Source organism: Grimontia sp. THUN1695 (assembly GCF_059704325.2).
The window spans coordinates 2,593,870-2,612,646 of the sequence record NZ_AP046577.1 but is presented as its reverse complement, the minus strand read 5'-3'; the positions used below and the strand labels follow the sequence as shown (position 1 = coordinate 2,612,646).

Here is an 18,777-nt window from a genome sequence, read left to right as displayed (position 1 = left end):
CCCGGTGCCCAGTCTATGCTTTTCCTAACCAAACATGTGGGTATAAACCCCCTTTGTTTTGGCTTAGCCGCAGGAAAATGCAATGACAAAATCCGAACTCAGGATCCTCTACAGGCAACGTTTGTTGGTGGAAGCGGTGGTTGAACCATCACTGTCCAGTGACGGGTGGATTGTTGAGTTTCGCCATACCCGTGGTGGATTGGTACCACTGACCGATGGTAATGGCATTGAACAGTGTTTTGGTGATGTCGACATGGCGACGGAAAATGCCCTCGATATCGGTTTTCATCAGGTAAGAATCGTCGAGGCCTGACCCTTTAACTTTCTCCATTCACCCAATGTGTTCCCTTTTTCTTTAGAAGCCCTCTCTCTTTGAACAATACATGACCTCTGTGATCTAACGCAGGGTTATAAAACATGCGTTTCTATTCTTTCTAGTTATTACGCCGAGTGGCTACTCTATGCTCACGCAATAATAAAGGAATGTCGTGTCATGTTACTCAAGGAACTTTCTGCGCTGGCAAGTCCACTCAATGACCAGCAGATCGGCCAGCTGCAACAGGCGGTGGCAGAGTTGTCGCCACAACAGCTGGCCTGGATCAGCGGTTACTTCTGGGGATTAAGCCAAACGTCCTCGGTGGCAGGTGCTACCCCTCAACCTCTTGCCCAGGCGGTTGCCACTGCGGTAAAACCGGCGGGTAAACTGACCATTATTTATGCTTCCCAGACGGGCAATGCCAAAGGGGTGGCAGAAGCATTGGCAGCAAAAGCCAAGGCAGACGGCGTAGAGGTTTCCCTGTATTCGGCCGACGATTACAAACCGCGGGATCTGGCGAAAGAAACGCACCTTATCATCGTGGCGTCGACCAACGGTGAAGGCGAGCCGCCAGATAATGCGATTTCTTTGCACGAGTTTCTGCAATCGAAGAAAGCACCAACACTCGACAAACTGCAATACGCGGTGTTGGGTTTGGGTGATTCAAGCTACGAATTCTTCTGCCAGACCGGTAAAGACTTCGACGCTTACCTGTCTAAGCTTGGCGCGACAGCGATTGCACCACGTGTCGATTGCGACGTGGATTACGACGCAGAAGCCGAAAGCTGGAGCAGTGACGTGCTGGCGAAAGTGAAAGAGACCCTGGTTAGCTCAGCGACGGGCGGTGATGAAGTGGTGGTGCCACTGCACGCAGCGACCACAGCAGGTGCGGCGTCTGCCTATAACAAGCAAAACCCTTATGCGGCAGAGTTGGTGGCAAACCAGAAAATCACTGGCCGTGATTCAGGTAAAGACGTTCGCCATATCGAAATCGATTTAGGCGACTCGGGCCTGACTTACCAACCGGGCGATGCCTTGGGTGTGTACTACACCAACAGCCCTGAGCTTGCAGACGAGATTCTGGCGAAAGTGGGCCTGACGGGCGATGAAACGGTTGAAGTGGCGGGTGAATCCCTGCCACTGCGTCAGGCATTGATTGAGAAGTTTGAGATCACCGCGTCTAACCCACAGCAGGTGGCCGCGATTGCCGAACTTTCCGGCAGTAAGAAGCTGCAAAAACTCGCGGAAGATAAAGACAAGCTGCGCCAGTATGCCAACCGCACCCAGGTGGCGGATGTGTTGGGCGAGAAGAAAATCGCCCTGTCGGCAGAGCAATTGGTTGGCCTGCTTCGTAAACTGACCCCGCGTTTGTACTCGATTGCCTCGAGTCAGCAAGAGGTCGGTGAGGAAGTGCACCTGACCGTGGGTCTGGTGGAATTTGAAAACGGTGACAACACCCGCTTTGGTGGTGCGTCCAGCTTCCTTGCCCAGCGTGCTGAAGAGGCAGGCGCTGTGAAGGTGTTTATTGAACACAACAACAACTTCAAGCTGCCTGCGGACGATAACGCGCCTGTCATCATGGTCGGCCCCGGTACTGGTATTGCCCCTTTCCGCGCCTTTATGCAAGAGCGTGATGCCCGCGGTGCAGAAGGAAAGAACTGGTTGTTCTTTGGTGACCGCACCTTTACGCAGGACTTTCTGTATCAGGTTGAGTGGCAGAAATTCCTCAAAGATGGCCTTTTAACCTACATCGACCTCGCCTTTAGCCGCGATCAGGCAGAGAAAGTGTATGTCCAGCATAAGATTGTCGAGCAAGGCAAAGAAGTGTGGCAATGGTTACAAGATGGCGCGTACCTCTATATCTGTGGTGATGCGACTCACATGGCCAAAGACGTTCATGAAGCATTGATTAAGGTCGCCGAAGAGCACGGCGGCAAGAGCCGGGAAGACGCAGAAAATTATTTGAACGAGCTGCGTAAGGCGAAGCGCTATCAAAAGGATGTGTACTAATGAGTGACAAGCAAGTCGTATTGGGCCAAGAGCTGGGCCCATTGTCAGACAACGAACGTCTGAAGCGTGAAAGTAATTTCCTTCGCGGTACGATCGAACAGGATCTGCGAGATCCAGTGACCGGTGGCTTTACGGCGGATAATTTCCAGTTGATCCGCTTCCACGGTATGTACCAGCAGGACGACCGTGATATCCGTGCTGAGCGTCAAAAGCAAAAGCTGGAGCCGCTGCACAATGTGATGCTGCGTGCCCGTATGCCGGGGGGCATCATCACCCCGAAACAGTGGTTGGCGATCGATGAGTTCGCGACCGAGCACACCCTGTACGGCAGTATCCGTCTGACCACGCGCCAGACATTCCAGTTCCACGGTGTACTGAAGCCAAACATCAAGCTGATGCACCAGACGCTGAACAAAATCGGCATTGATTCCATTGCCACAGCGGGTGACGTAAACCGTAATGTGTTGTGTACCACGAACCCTGTGGAATCTGAGCTGCATCAGGAAGCCTACGAGTGGGCCGCCAAGATCAGTGAACACCTGCTGCCGAAAACCCGCGCCTACGCGGAAATCTGGCTGGACGGTGAGAAGGTAGAAGGCCATCAGGATGAAGAGCCGATCCTGGGTTCTAACTACCTGCCACGTAAATTTAAAACCACGGTTGTTATTCCACCGCAAAATGATGTGGATGTGCATGCAAACGACCTGAACTTCGTGGCGATTGCAGACAACGGCAAGCTGGTTGGCTTTAACGTACTGGTCGGTGGCGGTCTTGCAATGACTCACGGCGACACCAGCACTTACCCACGTAAAGCGGACGATCTGGGCTTTATCCCACTCGAGAAAACGCTGGATGTCGCGGCGGCGGTGGTGACCACACAGCGCGATTGGGGTAACCGTTCTAACCGTAAGAACGCCAAGACCAAATATACACTGGATCGCGTGGGCACTGACGTGTTTAAAGCGGAAGTCGAAAAGCGTGCAGACGTGAAGTTCGAAGCGAGCCGTCCGTACGAGTTTACCAGTCGTGGTGACCGTATTGGTTGGGTTGAAGGCATTGATGGTAAACATCACCTGACCCTGTTTATCGAAAACGGCCGTCTGCTGGATTACCCAGGCAAGCCATTGAAAACCGGTGTGGCGGAAATTGCGAAAATCCACAAAGGTGATTTCCGCATGACCGCAAACCAGAATCTGGTTGTGGCAGGTGTGTCGAAGACTAACAAAGCGAAAATTGAGAAAATTGCGCGCGAGCACGGTCTGATCGATGATGGCGTGAGCGAGCAGCGCAAGAACTCGATGGCATGTGTGGCGTTTCCAACCTGTCCGCTGGCGATGGCGGAAGCAGAGCGCTTCCTGCCGGGCTTTGTGACCGAGCTTGAAGGCGTGCTGGAAAAGCACGGCGTAGGAGATGATCACATCATCTTCCGTGTGACGGGCTGTCCAAACGGTTGTGGCCGCGCTATGTTGGCGGAAATTGGCTTGGTAGGTAAAGCGCCAGGTCGATACAACCTTCACCTGGGTGGTAACCGTGAAGGTACCCGCGTGCCCAAAATGTATAAAGAGAACATTACCGACGCACAGATCCTGGAAGAGATCGATGCACTGGTTGGCCGTTGGGCAACCGAGCGTAACGATGGCGAAGGCTTCGGTGATTTTGTTATCCGCGCTGGCATTATTGCGGAAGTGAAAGTCTCTAAGAGGGATTTCTATGCCTAAATTTCAACTGTCCGATCTGCTTGGCCGTACCAAGGCTGAGCAAATCTTAGAACTGGCGCCAATCAATGCTGAGCTTGAAAGCCTTTCAGCGCAGGAGCGGGTTCGCTGGGCGTTGGAAAACCTGCAGGGCGAGTTCGCCCTGTCATCAAGCTTCGGTATTCAGGCGGCGGTGATGCTGCATCTGGTGACGAAAGAAAAGCCGGACACCCCGGTGATTCTGACAGACACTGGCTACCTGTTTCCGGAAACCTATCAGTTTATTGATGAACTGACAGAGCGCCTAAAACTGGACCTTCGCGTCTACCGTGCAGAGCAAAGCTCGGCATGGCAAGAAGCGCAGTACGGTAAACTTTGGGAGCAGGGGGTGGAAGGCATTGAGCGCTACAACCGCCTCAACAAGGTGGAACCGATGCGCCGCGCGCTGGATGAACTGAATGTCGGCACCTGGTTCTCAGGCCTTCGCCGCGATCAGTCGAGCTCACGCCAGACACTGCCCATTCTCGGTATCCAGAACGGGGTGTTTAAGTTCCTGCCGGTCATCGACTGGACGAACAAAGACGTGCATTACTACCTGAAAGATAACGATCTGCCGTACCACCCACTGTGGGATCAAGGCTATGTGTCGGTCGGTGATGTGCACACCACCCGTAAGCTGGAAGATGGCATGACAGAAGAAGAAACCCGCTTCTTCGGTCTGAAACGCGAATGTGGTCTTCATGAAGACGCCGTGTCCGGGGATGGTGAGGGTATTTAACGCCCTAATAGCTTGCAGAAAAGCGGTGCTTCGGCATCGCTTTTTTATGTTGTAGTTGGTCCTAATTGTTGGTGGTTGCAGCGCCTGAAAACGCAGTGATTTGATTTGCGATTTTACCTGCCAGTTTTTTCAGTCCCCGCTGGTTCATCTTTTCCTGTTGCCCTTTGATTTCAACAATTAACTCGGGATAGGCCAGTCCGGTTTTTACATTCACAACTTGGGTTATCAGGTAGGAAAACAAAAAGCTTGGCTTGTGTAGTCGGTTAATCACCACCCACTCAGCGCCTAAATTCTGTCCCAATTGTGCTGCTGCGTCGGCATGGTCAAACAAATAGCCGAAGCCCTGATTGGCGTTTTGATAGGCCTCAGCAGGGATCGCGATTGAAACGTATCCGTGGGTATTGGTGAGTATATCGCGCAGCATGGGGGCGAGGCTCGCTGTGCGCTTGACCTCATCACTGTTGTCTGCGACACGGGTTAAGTCGTTGAGCTCAAAGTCGAGCACTGCGATATCGCCAGCCCAAAGGGGTGGGCTGATCAATAGCACACTCCCAGTCAACAAATATAAAGCCATGAAAAAACGGGCGACAGCGCCCGTTTTACGATTAGTCATCGTCATCATCTCGCCGTGGGGCAGAAGAAGCCTCAACAATGGGTACCCCGTACTCTTGCAATATCATCGCAATTTGCGGCGCATTGGCTTCCATTGCCATTTCCACGGTTTCCTTCCACGGTCTTTCTCCGTAACGAATGCCCATTGAAATGGCGAAGTCGAATATCTCACTGCCTTCGGACGTCATAGGAATCACTGCCAAGTCGGGGTGGCCTTTGGCAAAGTAGCCGGCAATGGGCCCCCAAATCACCAGTGCATCAAACTCGCCATCGGCAACACGGTTAACCATCTTTCCCGGGTAATCCTCTGGGTCGCCATTCATGATGCGGAAGAACTCAGTGTTATCTTTAAACCCATTGGCACGAAGCCAACCGACCGCGGGTGATGGGCTGAATGCGGCAATTTTAATGCCTCTTTTTGTCTCATCTGGCAATGCTTTAAACGCGTCCTGACTGTCTATGTCGGCCAACGCGCCTTGTTTGCGAACAAGCAGGGAATAGGCTGAGCGGTAGTAGGGCTTGGTCGTGGCTGCAATATCGAATTGCGCGGGGACGCCAATCACTAAATCACAGGCAAAGCGACCATCATCGTCAGACCAGTTTTTCAGGGTATTTCGGATAAAACCCATGCGTTGCGGAAACCAGACGTACTCTACATCCAGTCCGAAATACTCGCCAAGCTGCTCGGCAATCTTGTTCTCGAACCCTTCCTGTGCTCGGTTTGAGTAGGGCAGGTTATTCGGATCTGCACAGACGCGGAGTTTGTCTGGTAGCGGAGCGGGGAATGCTTTCTCAGTTGCCAATGTAAAACCTGAAAAAACGAGGATAAAAATCACTGAAAGGAGTGAAAATAAAGACTTCATCGTGCTCTCCTACTGGCTTGCTGCTGTCACATTTGGACTGACAAAACATTCTTGTTCTGCACTGTCGCGAATATCGAGCAGTTCGCCTCTGGCAGAACGGCTGTCTTTAGATGAACGGAAATAGCCGCCTCTCTCCCCACGCATATTGCGTAGCCTGACGAATGCATCCCCCCGAACATACTCATCGAAGGTCAGTTGTGCTGCGATTTTATCTATCACGCAGCTGCAACCGTACATGTTGACGTAAGAAGGGCCCCCTTTCAGCGCCATGCATTCCTGAACAAACTTGACCCTCTCTAAGGTTGGAAAGTCGTTGGCATGGGTGGAAAAGGGAAGCAGTAATGCCAAGCTAAAGAGCAAGGTAAATCTCGATATCAGTTTTTTCATAGCAACCTCCCGCGACTACAAAATGCCTTCTTGTTGCAGATGCTTCTTAAATTTCTTCAGTAATCCTTTGGCGGGGAGCAAGGACTTGTCGTTCTCAATTTCCGCCATGTAAGCATCGATGGTTCCCTCTATGCCGGAGGGGTTGCCGACAAGCAAAACGCCGCCCATTCTGGTACCCCAGTGTGGGGTGCATTTGTAGACATAAATACCTTCATTTTCAAACACGAAGCTTACGTCGACGCCGAGCTCAGTCAGTATTTTCTCTGTGCCGTCTGGCACCATGACATCAATGGTTTCAATGAGATGTGCTGGCATGTTGGTCCAGCTTACCCTGTCACCCGGCTGGAGAATGACGATCATAGGGTCGAATTTCACGCCCACGGCGCGTACAACGTGTTCTTCTGCAAACGCGTTACTTACCAGTCCCACAAACAATAAGAGTGATCCGATTAACTTCTTAGTCATACGCATTTTCCTTTTGCTGTTCGTTCAGTGTAGATGCCGTACAGACAACTCAACCTGATGCTGTGCATCAGAGCTGAGAAAGGGGAGTCGATACTCCCCTTTCTCGTTGTTTTATTTTTAGTTTGGCAGTGCGAAGACCGTCAGCACACCACCCAATTGGGTATAGTCAGAGAGTTTGCGGTAAGCCCCTACTGCACCCAAGCCATCGGTGTCACCTTCCAGGCCGGCAGCCATACCAATACCTGCCCAGCCACCGATGCCAGAGAGCACGGCGACATACTGTTTGCCATCATGCATGTAGGTATTCACGTTGCCGATAATGCCGGATGGGGTTTTGAAGCGGTAAAGCTCTTTACCTGTCTTCTCATCCACAGCTTTCAGGTAGCCTTCGAGCGTGCCATAGAACACCACGCCACCGCCTGTTGCCAGCGCGCCGCTCCAGACGGAGAAAGGCTCAGGCAGTGACCAGACGATTTCACCTTTCTCGGCATCCCAGGCAATAAAGTTACCCAAACCGCCATGGCTGTCTGGTGCGGGGAACATGGAAAGTGTTGCACCCACATAAGGTTGGCCTGCGGTGTAAGCGACTTCGAACGGTTCGTAGTCCATACAAACATGGTTAGTGGGGACGTAGAACAAGCCAGTGCGAGGACTGTAGGTCGCAGGTTGCTGGTCTTTTGACCCTAACGCAGCAGGGCAGATACCTTTGGTGTTGACGTCTTCACCGTTTTGAGCCGTAGAGTATTTGGCAACAACTTGCGGACGACCTGTCTCCATGTCCACATGGGTTGCCCAGTTCACGGCTGGATCAAACTTCTCAGCCACCAAAAGTTCGCCGGTGACGCGATCCAAGGTGTAACCAAAGCCGTTCCGGTCAAAGTGCACCAAAAGCTTGCGGTCTTTGCCGTTGAACTTCTTATCAACCAGGATCATCTCGTTAACGCCGTCATAATCCCACTCATCGTGTGGCGTCATCTGGTAGAGCCATTTCGCCATACCTGTGTCCGCATCACGTGCCATGATGGTCATGGAGTACTTGTTGTCGCCCGGGCGTTGGGATGGGTTCCACGTACTTGGATTACCGGTTCCGTAGTAAATCAGGTTCAGCTCAGGGTCGTAAGTAAACCAACCCCAGGTAGTACCGCCACCGATTTTCCACTGATCGCCTTCCCAGGTTTTCAGGCTGGAATCTTTGCCAATGGGTTTGAGCATTTCAGTGGTTTTTTCAGGGTCAACCAGCATTTCTTCATCTGGACCTGTGCTGTATGCACGCCAGGCAACGCTGCCATCTTTGATGTTGTAGGCGGTGAGATACCCACGGACACCGAATTCACCCCCACTGATCCCTGTGATGATTTTGTCTTTCACCACCAGTGGTGCGTTGGTGTTGGTGGCGCCGACTTTTGGATCGCCGTTCACGACTTTCCACACAACCTTACCGGTGTTCTGATCCAATGCGACCAGCGTGGTGTCGGCTTGTTGCAAGAAAATCTTGCCGTCAGCGTATGCAAGACCGCGGTTTACGGTGTCACAACACATTACTGCGATGACTGAGGCGTCTTGCTTTGGTTCATACTCCCATTTCAGTGCTTTGCTTTTTAAATCAATGGCGAACACTTTGTTGGGAAAAGGCGTATGGATGTACATGGTATCACCCAAAACCAATGGACCGCCTTCATGACCGCGCAGCACGCCAGTAGAGAATGTCCAGGCAACTTGAAGATCTTTGGCGTTTTTGGCATTGATTTGATCAAGCGGGCTGTAGCGTGTGCCTGAATAATCACCGCCCCACATCACCCATTGATTGGGGTCTTCTTGCAACGTTATCAGCTCGTCATTGGCGTGCGACGTTGCGGGAAACAGCAGTGCAAGGGAAAGGATTGCGGCTGTTGTGATGCAGAGTGTTAACCTTACAGCACCTATCATGTTGATCTCCTCCGTGACAGCGTGTGTTGTCGATACCAGTGATACCTGAACAACACCCGGCTTTTTTACTCAATAATGTAGGGGCGTAATCCGCAGGGTTGTGAGACGCATATTGACCAATTTTCGCTCTGTCAGCTTCCTTCGTTGGCGGTCTGGCGACATCAGCGATCGACAACGTCAGCGGTTTCGCGTTTCTTAAATGTTTTCAAAGACTATTTCGCTTCAACAGAAACAGCGCCAAAGAAAAGGGGGCCATACGTTGAATACAAAACGTCGTGAATTGAGTGTATGGCAGCTTTGGTGGTTGTGTGAGAAGGAAACGGACATAACACTTTTGTCCGCGGGCAATAATGTCCAAATTGCGGGAAGCTATAGATAACTCCTTGAAAATGTTGATTTTAAAGCTGTCTTGTTTTAGCGAAAGAGAGGAGAAAGCGGCATAAGCCACTGATGCCATATCCTTTAACATCATCAGGATACAGCATCAGGCGCTGGCCGCTTTTGGGTGATATTTTACGCAATAGGTGTCAGATGTCCCACTCTTTGGTAAACACACGCCCCGTGGAATCTTTCACATCGGCTTTCAACTTGCCGCTTTTTCCTTTATCGAGATGAAAGGTAAAGGTAGGATTTTCACTTATCGAGATCCCCCCGTTAAAACGCATGATAGGTTCTCCCTCCAGTGTGATATTCACATCACTGACATAATCGGAGGGGATCCAGTGGCGGGTGATCTGGTCGATTTGCAGACCGCTGTAATTAGGATGACTGATCAAAAGCTGTAGCATGCGTGAGTCATCGCCCGGCAGATCGTTGAGTTTCATTCTGCCCATCCGTTGGCGTGCCAGTGTGTCATCCGCGCCGGCTGGCGCAGAGCAACCACCGGAGGCTTTAACGAATTGGCTGTGCATATAAAGTTTCCCATCGGTGGTCTGGGCAATCACCCTTACCGGGCTGTAGGCATTGACCCTGACCCGGGTGGCAATATTGGCAATGCCATTATTCGGGCTCATGTCAAAACGGCCAACAATGGGAGACGGGTTGTTGTCGACGATAAGATAGAGCCGCGCAATGGGATTGGGAGCGTTCTGTCGGACATGTACGGTAACGCCGAGCGGCACCAGCGCTGCATCAACGGCCCGTCTGGGTGCTGAAAGCGTCACAATATGGTCTCCTTCTGTGATCTCGGGGGCGCCGGGAAATAGGCTGTCACGAATGACGGGCCAGGCTGCACTGTCCGTTTCAGGTTGCGCATGGCTTGGCAGGGATAACGCGGTAAGCAGTGCCGACAACAGCAGGGTGGTGATTTTCATAGCAGGTACCTCTTATCATTCCCATTCCAGCTCCTTGTAAGCCTGGATCACATTGCGTGGGTGAAACGTTGTGTAAAGTTTCCAGTCTCCCGGAGATGGCATGACTGTGGTGCTGGCCGTGTTGATATCGATGTGGTTGTTGATGGCGGCACGAACAGCCTGAGCCAGTGAAAAGAGATAGCGCGTTTGCCTGTCAAAGGCGTGTTGTGACTGTTGTATGGGGCCGTGTCCGGGAATAACCTGTTTGAAAGGCATGGCTTCAAGCCGTTTGGTTTCTGCCAGCCAGCCTTTCAGGCTGCCATCGAGTGTTGGTAGATGATCGACAAACAACAGATCGCCCGCGATCAGCGTGCTGGAGGTTTGATCAAATACCGACAGATCGTGGCGGGTGTGTGCCCGCCTATGTGGAGTCAGGGTCAGCATCCGGTTGCCAAGATCAAGTTCGGTTACCTCACTGACGACACGGGTCGCGCCGATAGGTTTGGTACCGTCAAACCAGGGCTTGGTCAGCCTTTGCTGGTAATAGCCTGATTTGGCATTAAAATCACTGGGATAACGGGCGTGGGCGATAAATTCAGGCTTTTCGCCGACGAAAGCGACATTGCCGAAGTGGTGATCTGGATGGACGTGTGTGTTGATCACATACCGGACAGGCAGGTCAGTGCGTTGTCGAATTGCCCGGAGAATCCCCTCACCGGCCCGTTTACTGCCGCCGGTATCCACGACAGCTACCGCTTCATTTCCCACGATGAATGTGATGTTGGCAACCGGATCGCTGTCGACGGTAAACAGATCGGCGATTTTACCCTGATGCATGAATATCCCAGGGGCTACTTCATCAAAAGAAAGTACGAGCGCAGCCTGCACAGAAAATGGCAGCATCAGAAACCACAGTGCCAACCCGAGTTTCATGGCCTGACCGGGTGTTGCGTTTCAAGTGCCAACCCTGCGGCCTTCCAGCCAGTAACGCCTGCGCGATACCAATATACCTCTTTTGCGCCTAACTCGATGGCCCGTTTCCCTGCATTCCATGAGTGCCAGCAATTGGGCTCACAAAACACCACTACCGGCGAGTTATCCGGTAGCCGGCTTTTCAGTAATTGGATGAGTGGCGCGGGTGCGATGCCGTGGCCGACATTGGCCAGCCAAAGTGCACCGGGTAATGTTTCACGGGTGGGTTCAATCCAGAGTGTTTCTGGTGTGAGGTTGTCGGGCTTATGCGGCGCAGGATAAACATCTATCAAAACAGGATGGCTGCGGTTTATCAGCGTCACCAGTTGTTGGGGCGTATCGAGCACCCGACCTCCCTGTAGGGTAGCGGGCACGTCTGCACGGTAATTTTCCGTGCGGTAGTCAACAGGTTCAGGCACTGTTTCAGCACTGAGGGTAGTGACTTGAATACCACACAATATCGCACATATAAAACTGATTTTGTTGGATAAATTAAGAATACGCATACTACTTTATTCTGATAATGCTCATACCTTAGTAGGAGTCGGGAAGAGTGCCAGACAATATGGGTTAACATTAGAATAACAATTTGACCGTCAAGGGGCGGGTTTTATTGTTGCAGCCATCAATAAACTTCTTTTCAGTGGGGCAAAGATGAACCGTTGGAGTGGTGTTGAAGAATTTGTTGAAGTTGTCAACAGTGGCAGTTTTACCGCCGCCGCACGCAAGCTGGGTGTGTCGACTTCCCATGTCAGCCGTCGTATTGATGCGCTGGAATGTCGGCTCAGTACCCGCTTGCTCTACCGTACAACGCGACAAATTACGCTGACGGAAGTCGGCAAAATGTACTTTGAGCAGTGTAACGATCTTATCGAGAAGTTTGCCGAAGTGGAGGCGCTGGTTACCCAGATGCAGACCGAGCCGGTCGGTACCCTGAAAATCACCGCGCCTTCGGTATTTGGGGAGAAGTTTATTGCGCCGCTGGTGAACGATTTTATCGACGTGCACCCCAGACTCAGTGTGGAGTTTCACTTTACCAATGACGTGATAGATCTGGTGCATGACGGCTACGATCTGGCGATTCGTACCGGGGATCTGAAAGACAGTACCCTGATGGCGAAAAAGCTGGCTCCCCGGAAGTTATATGTTTGTGCGTCACCAGCCTATCTCAGAGAATTTGGGGCACCGGTAAACCTCGATGACTTGCAAAACCACAATTGCCTGATTGGGTTGGTGGACTCATGGTCGTTTCAGGATGGTGGAACGACAGTCACCATCAAGCCTCGGGGACGCTGGCACGGTAACAGTGGCAGTGCGGTGCTGGATGCGGCGTTGCACGGCTTGGGGATTGCCCAGTTGCCGGACTATTACGTCAGCCAGAAAATTCTGAGCGGTGAGCTGGTGGAAGTGCTGGCAGACTACCAGGCGCCGGATTCTGCAGTATGGGCGGTCTATCCGTTTAACCGGAATCTGTCTGCCAAGGTGCGGCAGTTTGTGGACTTCCTGTCAGATCATTTCCAGCACCACCTGCCTTGGCGAATAGAAGCGCAGCGTGACGATGACAGTCACAATCACCGGGAAGTGGCAGGTTAGGACGAGAGAATAACAGGCGTAAAAAAGCCAGCATCTGTCGCGCTGGCTTTGCTTTTCTGAATCAGAACTTACAGGATATCCAGCAGCTCGACTTCAAATACCAGTGCTGCAAAAGGCGGAATTGCTGCACCCGCACCGCGCTCACCGTATGCCAGATCTTGTGGGATGTACAGTTTCCACTTCGAGCCAACAGGCATCATTTGCAGGGCTTCTACCCAGCCTTTGATCACGCCGGTCACCGGGAATTCAGCGGGCTGGCCGCGCTCAACAGAGCTGTCAAACTTGGTGCCGTCAATCAGGGTACCGTGGTAGTGAACGCGCACTTTCTTGTCAGATGTTGGGATTTCGCCGTTACCTTCAACCAGCACTTCGTATTGCAGGCCAGATTCGGTCACGGTCACTTCATCACGCTTGGCGTTTTCCGCCAGGAACGCTTCGCCTTCAGCGGCAGCTTCTTTTGCTGCTGCCTTGCGCACTTCTTCTGCTTTCATGTGCAGTTCACGCAGTGCGTTGTTGATCTCGTCAATGTCGATCTCAGGCATGTTACCTGCCAGTGCGGTTGCGATACCTTTCGCGATGGCATCTACATTCAGACCTTCCAGACCAGAACCTGCCAGTTGCTGACCCATTTGCAGACCGATGCCGTAGCTTGCTTTTTGTTCTACGGTTTCCAGTTTTACATCAGACATGTCGTCTCTCTTTATTTACGGGTTTAAAGTGGGCAAGGATAACAGTTACCCGCCATACGGGACAAATCGACTTTCAGGTTGTAATTCCGCGGGAATTCTTTGACAGTACAAATGTCAGACGATCGGAAGAAGTCTGACATTTTGCTGATATTGCCGATCTAATATTTAGCGCTAAGGCATTCACTGAGATACTGAAAGAGGAAATTGGGAGAGGTAATGACCTTGAAAGGAAAGCGCGAAAAAGGAACAGCACCCGCCACGCCCCCTTTGGGCGAGGCCATTAAAAGCGCGTTGGAAAAAGCGAAAGCCGCGCTGTCTCCCTGGGTTAAACGCATTCAACCCTACTGGCAATCCCTGCCGAAACTTCACCGTACCGGCATTTCTGTGCTGGCTGCCCTGCTGGTGGTATTGTTACTCTGGCCATCCAGTGATGGTGAAGCGCCAGAAGTGACAGCCAGTGGTGAAAGGGTCTCTGTCCCGCTGACTGTGGGGCAATCACAAGTAAATGGCAATCAGGAGGCTGGACAGGGCGCACCACGGTCTGTGCCAACCCAGACTGTGGGTACGGATTGGGTTAACTACGAAGTGCAGCGTGGCGATACGCTGTCAAATATCTTCCGGGCTCAGGCGTTGCCATTGCCTGATCTTTATGCAATTTCGGCCATTGAAGGGGATGATAAGCCCCTGAGCCAGATCCAGCCCGGCCAGCTGCTCCGCTTTAAGCGCAATGCCGAAGGCTCACTGGACATGCTGCAAATTGAAACCGCCGGCGCATCAGTGATTTTCTTCAGGCTGTCAGACGGCAGCTTTGCCCGCCGAAAGTAACCGCAAACAGGATTCAGGCTGCCAGCAGGCAGCCTTTTTTATCCCCGCTATTCAGGCAGCGCGGCGCATGTCTATATGAGGGATACCGTCTTCCAGGTACTGTTCTGAAATCTCCTCAAACCCGTGGCGACGGTAAAACTCACGTAAATGGTATTGGGCGCCGATAGTGATGGGGGCATCAGGCCACACACTGTGCGCCTGAATGATGGCCTGTCTGACCAGCTCATTCCCACACCCATTTCCCCGCTCGGTGCGGGCAGTAACGACACGGCCAATACTGATGTCCGGGTAGGTGAGGCCTGCCGGTAAAATCCGGGCATACGCAGTCATTTTGTCATCCCGGTAACCCAGCAGGTGGTGGGTGTCGGGATGGGTATCGTGGCCGTCCAGTTCCGGATAGGGGCAGTGTTGCTCTACGACGAAGACGTCGGTACGCAGTTTTAACAGGTCATAGAGTTGCCGGGTCGACAGTTGACCAAAAGTCAGGGTGATCCATTGCATTATTGTTATTCCTGATTTTTTTAAATCTCTTGGGTTAACGTTGTAATAGCCCATTTCTCCCAAATCAGTTTGATAACCTATAAAAAAACCGCGATTAGAACCGCGGTTTTTTTTGTACCAATCGTTATTTTTTCATTAATTAAACACAATGATAACCTATTGTTAATTATTTCTTCAGGTCAATGCGGTACTTGGCGAAGCCGACATCGTCTGTGCCCACTTTCACCATCGGATACTGGCCTTTGGCCTGAATGAAACTCGCTGCTTTCTCGCTCGGCGATGTTTCAAATACTACGTTCAGATTGGCATCAGTCTTGATAGGCGCGAAAGACCAGTTGTTGTCCGCCGTTGGCGTGACTTCGCCTTTTTCTTTGGTGACAGCACTGATGTAATTTGCAACCACGGTGCGGTTTTCATCCGGCGAGGCGAAGGCAATAAAGTCGTTACCTGTACCCGGGAATTTGTTTGAATACGCACGGTAGTTGTTGGTCGCAATCAGGAAAGGTTGGGCCATATCAATCGGTTTGCCGTTGAATGTCAGGTTCTGGATCCGCTCTGCATCGGCATTGACCAGTTTGCAGTCGCCGTCGTAACGGGCTGGCTGGGTAATATCGACCTGATAATTTACGCCATCAATCACATCGAAGTTGTAGGTACGGAAACCGTCCCAGTTGATCAGGGATTGCTCTGCGCTGGAATTGGGATCGATTTGGTTGAACTGTCCCGCGCTGCACTCCAGCCATTCTTTCACTTCTTTACCGGTCACTTTCAGGGTGACCAGGGTATTGGGGTAGAGATAAAGATCGGCCGCATTGCGGAAAGTCAGCTCGCCAGATTCCACTTCCGTGAAGTTGGCCGGGTCATTTTTACGGCCTCCGGCTTTGAACGGTGCAGCGGCTGACAACACAGGAATGCCGTCCAGATCCGGATCGCCCTGAATAAAGCGCTCGACATAATCTTTCTGCGCCAGGTTGACGATTTGCACCGTCGGGTCGTCCTGCACCAGCGACAGGAAGCTGTACATCACGTCATTGGCTTTGCCGATAGGCTGGTTAACAAACGCCCGGGTCGCGTGGTGGTCATCTTCCAGGGCGTTACGTATCTCGGTATTTGGCGCTGCCAGTGACTTGCCATCAAAGATTGGACGAGCCTCACTTTGTACCGGCGTGACGATCCACTTGTCGCCCTGCTTGTCCAGTTGCAGGTCCATGATACCGACATGGCTGCCCCAGCGGCCCGGCATCACTGCAGCTACACCTTTGATGGTGCCTTTCTGGTTGTCGACCCCTTTGATGTTGTCAAAGCCTTTGCCTGGGAACACCGCGTGGGAGTGACCGAAGGCAATGGCATCAATGCCGTCCACATCAGCAAGGTAGTAGACCGAGTTTTCTGCCATGGCTTGATATTCATCCTGCGACAGGCCGGAGTGCGGCACGGCGACAATCACGTCTGCGCCTTTGGCTTTCATCTCAGGCACCAGCTTTTCTGCACTGGCCTTGATGTCTTCGGCAATCACCTTGCCTTCCAGGTTCTTTTTGTCCCACACCATGATTTGTGGCGGCACAAAACCGATATAACCTACTTTCACCTGATGGGCATTGCCATCGGTGTCTTTGAAAGTGTGCTCTTTGATGATGTAAGGGGTGAAGTAGTGGTCACCCGTGGTGGCATCTATCACGTTGGCAGATACGTAGGGGAATTTGGCACCTTCCAGCGTGATGTCCAAAAAGTCGAGGCCATAGTTGAACTCATGGTTACCGATGTTACCCACATCGTAATCCAGCAGGTTCATTGCCTTGTAAACGGGGTGAATTTCCCCTTTTTTGATGCCTTTAGCGGCCATGTAATCGCCCATCGGGCTGCCCTGAATAAGGTCACCGTTATCAACCAGAACGCTGTTCTCCACTTCATCCTGCGCCGCTTTCACCAAGGTGGCGGTGCGTACCAGACCGATTTTTTCACTCGGCGCGTCTTTGTAATAGTCGTAATCCATCACATTGGTGTGAATGTCGGTGGTTTCGATGATGCGCAGCTTGATGGTATCTGCCATTGTTGGGCCTGCCATAGTGAGCATACCTGTCAACACCGCGATGGATAGCGGTTTGGCTGAAAGTGTCATGACTCTCTCCGAATGTTCATGGACTGAAAAGTATGACTATTTTGCATTGTGGTGACCTGAAATGGTTACATTTCATTTGTAAGTGTGATCAATGGATTGAATTAACTGGAATGTAATCAAAAGCATTTAAGACAGGATGTTAGGAAGGTTTGGCCGATCAATCAATGTGACGGAGAAACGATGTAATACTCATAACGTTATAAAAAATGAATTTTTAGAATTTCAAGTAATAACACCAACTCTCTATAGTGACCTCAATGGATAAAAAGTGACCCCAATGGATAAAAAGGGCTCTCAAGATGGATTACTTGCCAATTTTCGCAAAGCTGGAAGGACGTGCTTGTCTGGTTGTCGGTGGCGGTGAAGTCGCATGGCGCAAATCGCGCATGCTGATGAAAGCCGGTGCGTCAGTCATTGTTGTGGCACCTGATGCCGGTGAAGAGGTACAACATGCCGCCGGAAATGGCGATGTGGTTTGGATGCAGGAAAGCTTTAAGCCTCAACACCTGGACAATGTGTTTCTGGTGATTGCAGCCACTGATAATCCTCTGGTTAATGAGCTGGTGTCCAAAGCGGCGGACAAGCGCCGCGTGCTGGCGAATGTGGTGGATGACACCCCAAAGTGCAGCTTTATTGTCCCCTCGATTGTTGATCGCAGCCCGATTGTGATTGCGATTTCCTCTGCCGGTAAATCCCCGGTGCTGGCAAGGCTTATCCGTGAGAAGCTCGAAACCCTGATCCCATCGCATGTTGGCCGGATGGCGAAACTTGCCGGGGAATTCCGCGACACCCTGAAACAAAAAATTTCGACCCTGAATGGTCGCCGCAAATTCTGGGAAATGGCCTTTGATGGCCGTTTTTCTTCGCTGGTGGCATCGGGCGATGACGACGCTGCCAAAGCCGAGCTGGAACGTCTGACCGATGGCGTTTCCCTGCAAGGTGAAGTGGCATTGATTGGCGCAGGCCCGGGCGACCCGGGCCTTCTGACCCTGCGCGCGCTGCAACTGATGCAGCAAGCGGATGTGGTGCTTTATGACTATCTGGTCTCTGACGAAATCATGGAGCTTTGCCGCCGTGATGCTGAATTGATTTGTGTCGGCAAGCGCGCGAGCTATCACAGCGTCTCACAGGAAGAAACCAACGCCATGTTGGTGAAATATGCCCTGAAGGGACACCGCGTGGTGCGCCTGAAAGGGGGCGATCCTTTCATGTTTGGCCGTGGCGGCGAAGAGCTTCAGGTGTTGCAGCAGGCGGGCGTGCCGTTTCAGGTTGTGCCGGGTATTACTGCCGCAGCGGGTGCCACCGCCTATGCCGGCATTCCGCTGACTCACCGTGATTATGCTCAAACGGCGATGTTTATTACCGGACACCTTAAGAAAGAAGACGACAGTTTCCGCTGGGCGACACTCGCGCGTGGTCGCCAGACGCTGGTGATTTACATGGGCCTGATGAAAAGCGCCCATATTCAGCAGCAATTAATTCAGCATGGACGTGACCCGGAAACGCCGGTCGCAATCATAGAGAACGGCACGCGCACCAATCAGAAAATCTATAAAGGCACGCTCAGCGAGCTGGAGTCGCTGGCAGAAGGGGGGGGATCTCCTGCCTTGATTGTCGTTGGCGAAGTCGTGCAGCTTGCCGATCAGTTGAGCTGGTACGGAAAGCAATCATTCGAAACGGTCGGTGATGTTCGCACCCCTTCCGTGGTTAATTTAGGCTAAGGAAAGTACAAAGA

Annotated in this window: 18 protein-coding genes; 7 read left to right on the top strand and 11 right to left on the bottom strand. The window is 51.9% G+C overall.

The annotated features are described in order from the left end of the window. The first annotated feature begins 82 nt into the window (after positions 1-82). From AC6IB1_RS15280 to AC6IB1_RS15265, 4 genes are all read left to right on the top strand, one after another. On the top strand, positions 83-313 hold the full coding sequence (locus tag AC6IB1_RS15280) for a thymidylate kinase (RefSeq protein WP_497567358.1): 231 nt from the start codon (positions 83-85) through the stop codon (positions 311-313). Between the two features lie 180 nt (positions 314-493). Continuing rightward, positions 494-2,326 carry an assimilatory sulfite reductase (NADPH) flavoprotein subunit gene (locus AC6IB1_RS15275; protein WP_497567357.1) on the top strand — a complete coding sequence of 611 codons (1,833 nt, stop codon included), beginning with the start codon at positions 494-496 and terminating at the stop codon, positions 2,324-2,326. Further along, positions 2,326-4,044, top strand: a complete 1,719-nt coding sequence (gene cysI / locus AC6IB1_RS15270; protein ID WP_497567356.1) for an assimilatory sulfite reductase (NADPH) hemoprotein subunit — start codon at positions 2,326-2,328, stop codon at positions 4,042-4,044. The genes AC6IB1_RS15275 and cysI overlap by 1 nt, the downstream gene beginning before the upstream one ends. After that, the gene (locus AC6IB1_RS15265) at positions 4,037-4,798 is read left to right on the top strand and encodes a phosphoadenylyl-sulfate reductase (protein WP_497567355.1); all 762 of its coding nucleotides are present in this window, start codon (positions 4,037-4,039) and stop codon (positions 4,796-4,798) included. The genes cysI and AC6IB1_RS15265 overlap by 8 nt, the downstream gene beginning before the upstream one ends. A gap of 61 nt (positions 4,799-4,859) precedes the next feature. Here AC6IB1_RS15265 and AC6IB1_RS15260 read toward each other — a convergent pair whose 3' ends face one another. The 8 genes from AC6IB1_RS15260 to AC6IB1_RS15225 form a co-directional block, all read right to left on the bottom strand. After that, complete coding sequence (locus tag AC6IB1_RS15260) at positions 4,860-5,345, bottom strand: DUF2380 domain-containing protein (RefSeq protein WP_497569155.1); 486 nt, start codon at positions 5,343-5,345, stop codon at positions 4,860-4,862. Positions 5,346-5,403: 58 nt separating this feature from the next. Then, positions 5,404-6,273 (bottom strand): quinoprotein dehydrogenase-associated putative ABC transporter substrate-binding protein, encoded by an 870-nt coding sequence (locus tag AC6IB1_RS15255; protein ID WP_497567354.1) that lies wholly within the window; start codon positions 6,271-6,273, stop codon positions 5,404-5,406. A gap of 9 nt (positions 6,274-6,282) precedes the next feature. After that, on the bottom strand, positions 6,283-6,660 hold the full coding sequence (locus tag AC6IB1_RS15250; protein WP_497567353.1) for a hypothetical protein: 378 nt from the start codon (positions 6,658-6,660) through the stop codon (positions 6,283-6,285). A 15-nt stretch (positions 6,661-6,675) separates the two neighbouring features. Next, entirely contained in the window at positions 6,676-7,125 is a 450-nt protein-coding gene (locus AC6IB1_RS15245) for a plastocyanin/azurin family copper-binding protein (protein WP_497567352.1), read from the bottom strand. A gap of 117 nt (positions 7,126-7,242) precedes the next feature. Beyond that, positions 7,243-9,051, bottom strand: coding sequence for a methanol/ethanol family PQQ-dependent dehydrogenase (locus AC6IB1_RS15240; protein ID WP_497567351.1), 1,809 nt, complete (start codon positions 9,049-9,051; stop codon positions 7,243-7,245). A 527-nt stretch (positions 9,052-9,578) separates the two neighbouring features. Then, positions 9,579-10,364, bottom strand: coding sequence for a quinoprotein dehydrogenase-associated SoxYZ-like carrier (locus tag AC6IB1_RS15235; protein WP_497567350.1), 786 nt, complete (start codon positions 10,362-10,364; stop codon positions 9,579-9,581). A gap of 15 nt (positions 10,365-10,379) precedes the next feature. Then, positions 10,380-11,276: a quinoprotein relay system zinc metallohydrolase 2 gene (locus AC6IB1_RS15230; RefSeq protein WP_497567349.1), complete on the bottom strand. Its 897-nt coding sequence runs from the start codon at positions 11,274-11,276 to the stop codon at positions 10,380-10,382. After that, positions 11,273-11,821: a rhodanese-like domain-containing protein gene (locus tag AC6IB1_RS15225; RefSeq protein ID WP_497567348.1), complete on the bottom strand. Its 549-nt coding sequence runs from the start codon at positions 11,819-11,821 to the stop codon at positions 11,273-11,275. Before AC6IB1_RS15225 ends, AC6IB1_RS15230 begins: the two co-directional genes overlap by 4 nt. Positions 11,822-11,969: 148 nt before the next feature. Between AC6IB1_RS15225 and AC6IB1_RS15220 the strand changes: the two genes are divergently transcribed. Continuing rightward, a complete protein-coding gene (locus AC6IB1_RS15220; RefSeq protein ID WP_497567347.1) occupies positions 11,970-12,908 on the top strand; it encodes a LysR family transcriptional regulator in 939 nt (312 codons plus the stop codon). Between the two features lie 68 nt (positions 12,909-12,976). Here the strand turns inward: AC6IB1_RS15220 and bamJ are convergent, their stop codons facing one another. Next, a complete protein-coding gene (gene bamJ, locus AC6IB1_RS15215) occupies positions 12,977-13,597 on the bottom strand; it encodes a BamJ family beta-barrel-assembly machinery protein (RefSeq protein ID WP_497567346.1) in 621 nt (206 codons plus the stop codon). A 216-nt stretch (positions 13,598-13,813) separates the two neighbouring features. Here bamJ and AC6IB1_RS15210 point away from each other — a divergent pair, with 216 nt between their 5' ends. After that, a complete protein-coding gene (locus AC6IB1_RS15210) occupies positions 13,814-14,422 on the top strand; it encodes a LysM-like peptidoglycan-binding domain-containing protein (RefSeq protein WP_497567345.1) in 609 nt (202 codons plus the stop codon). Between the two features lie 51 nt (positions 14,423-14,473). On the opposite strand, the gene AC6IB1_RS15205 is transcribed toward AC6IB1_RS15210, so the two are convergent. Beyond that, entirely contained in the window at positions 14,474-14,923 is a 450-nt protein-coding gene (locus tag AC6IB1_RS15205) for a GNAT family N-acetyltransferase (protein WP_497567344.1), read from the bottom strand. A gap of 166 nt (positions 14,924-15,089) precedes the next feature. Next, positions 15,090-17,042, bottom strand: coding sequence for a 2',3'-cyclic-nucleotide 2'-phosphodiesterase (gene cpdB, locus AC6IB1_RS15200; RefSeq protein WP_497567343.1), 1,953 nt, complete (start codon positions 17,040-17,042; stop codon positions 15,090-15,092). Between the two features lie 299 nt (positions 17,043-17,341). On the opposite strand from cpdB, the gene cysG reads away from it, so the two are divergent. Continuing rightward, positions 17,342-18,763, top strand: coding sequence for a siroheme synthase CysG (gene cysG / locus AC6IB1_RS15195; RefSeq protein ID WP_497567342.1), 1,422 nt, complete (start codon positions 17,342-17,344; stop codon positions 18,761-18,763). Positions 18,764-18,777: the final 14 nt, after the last annotated feature.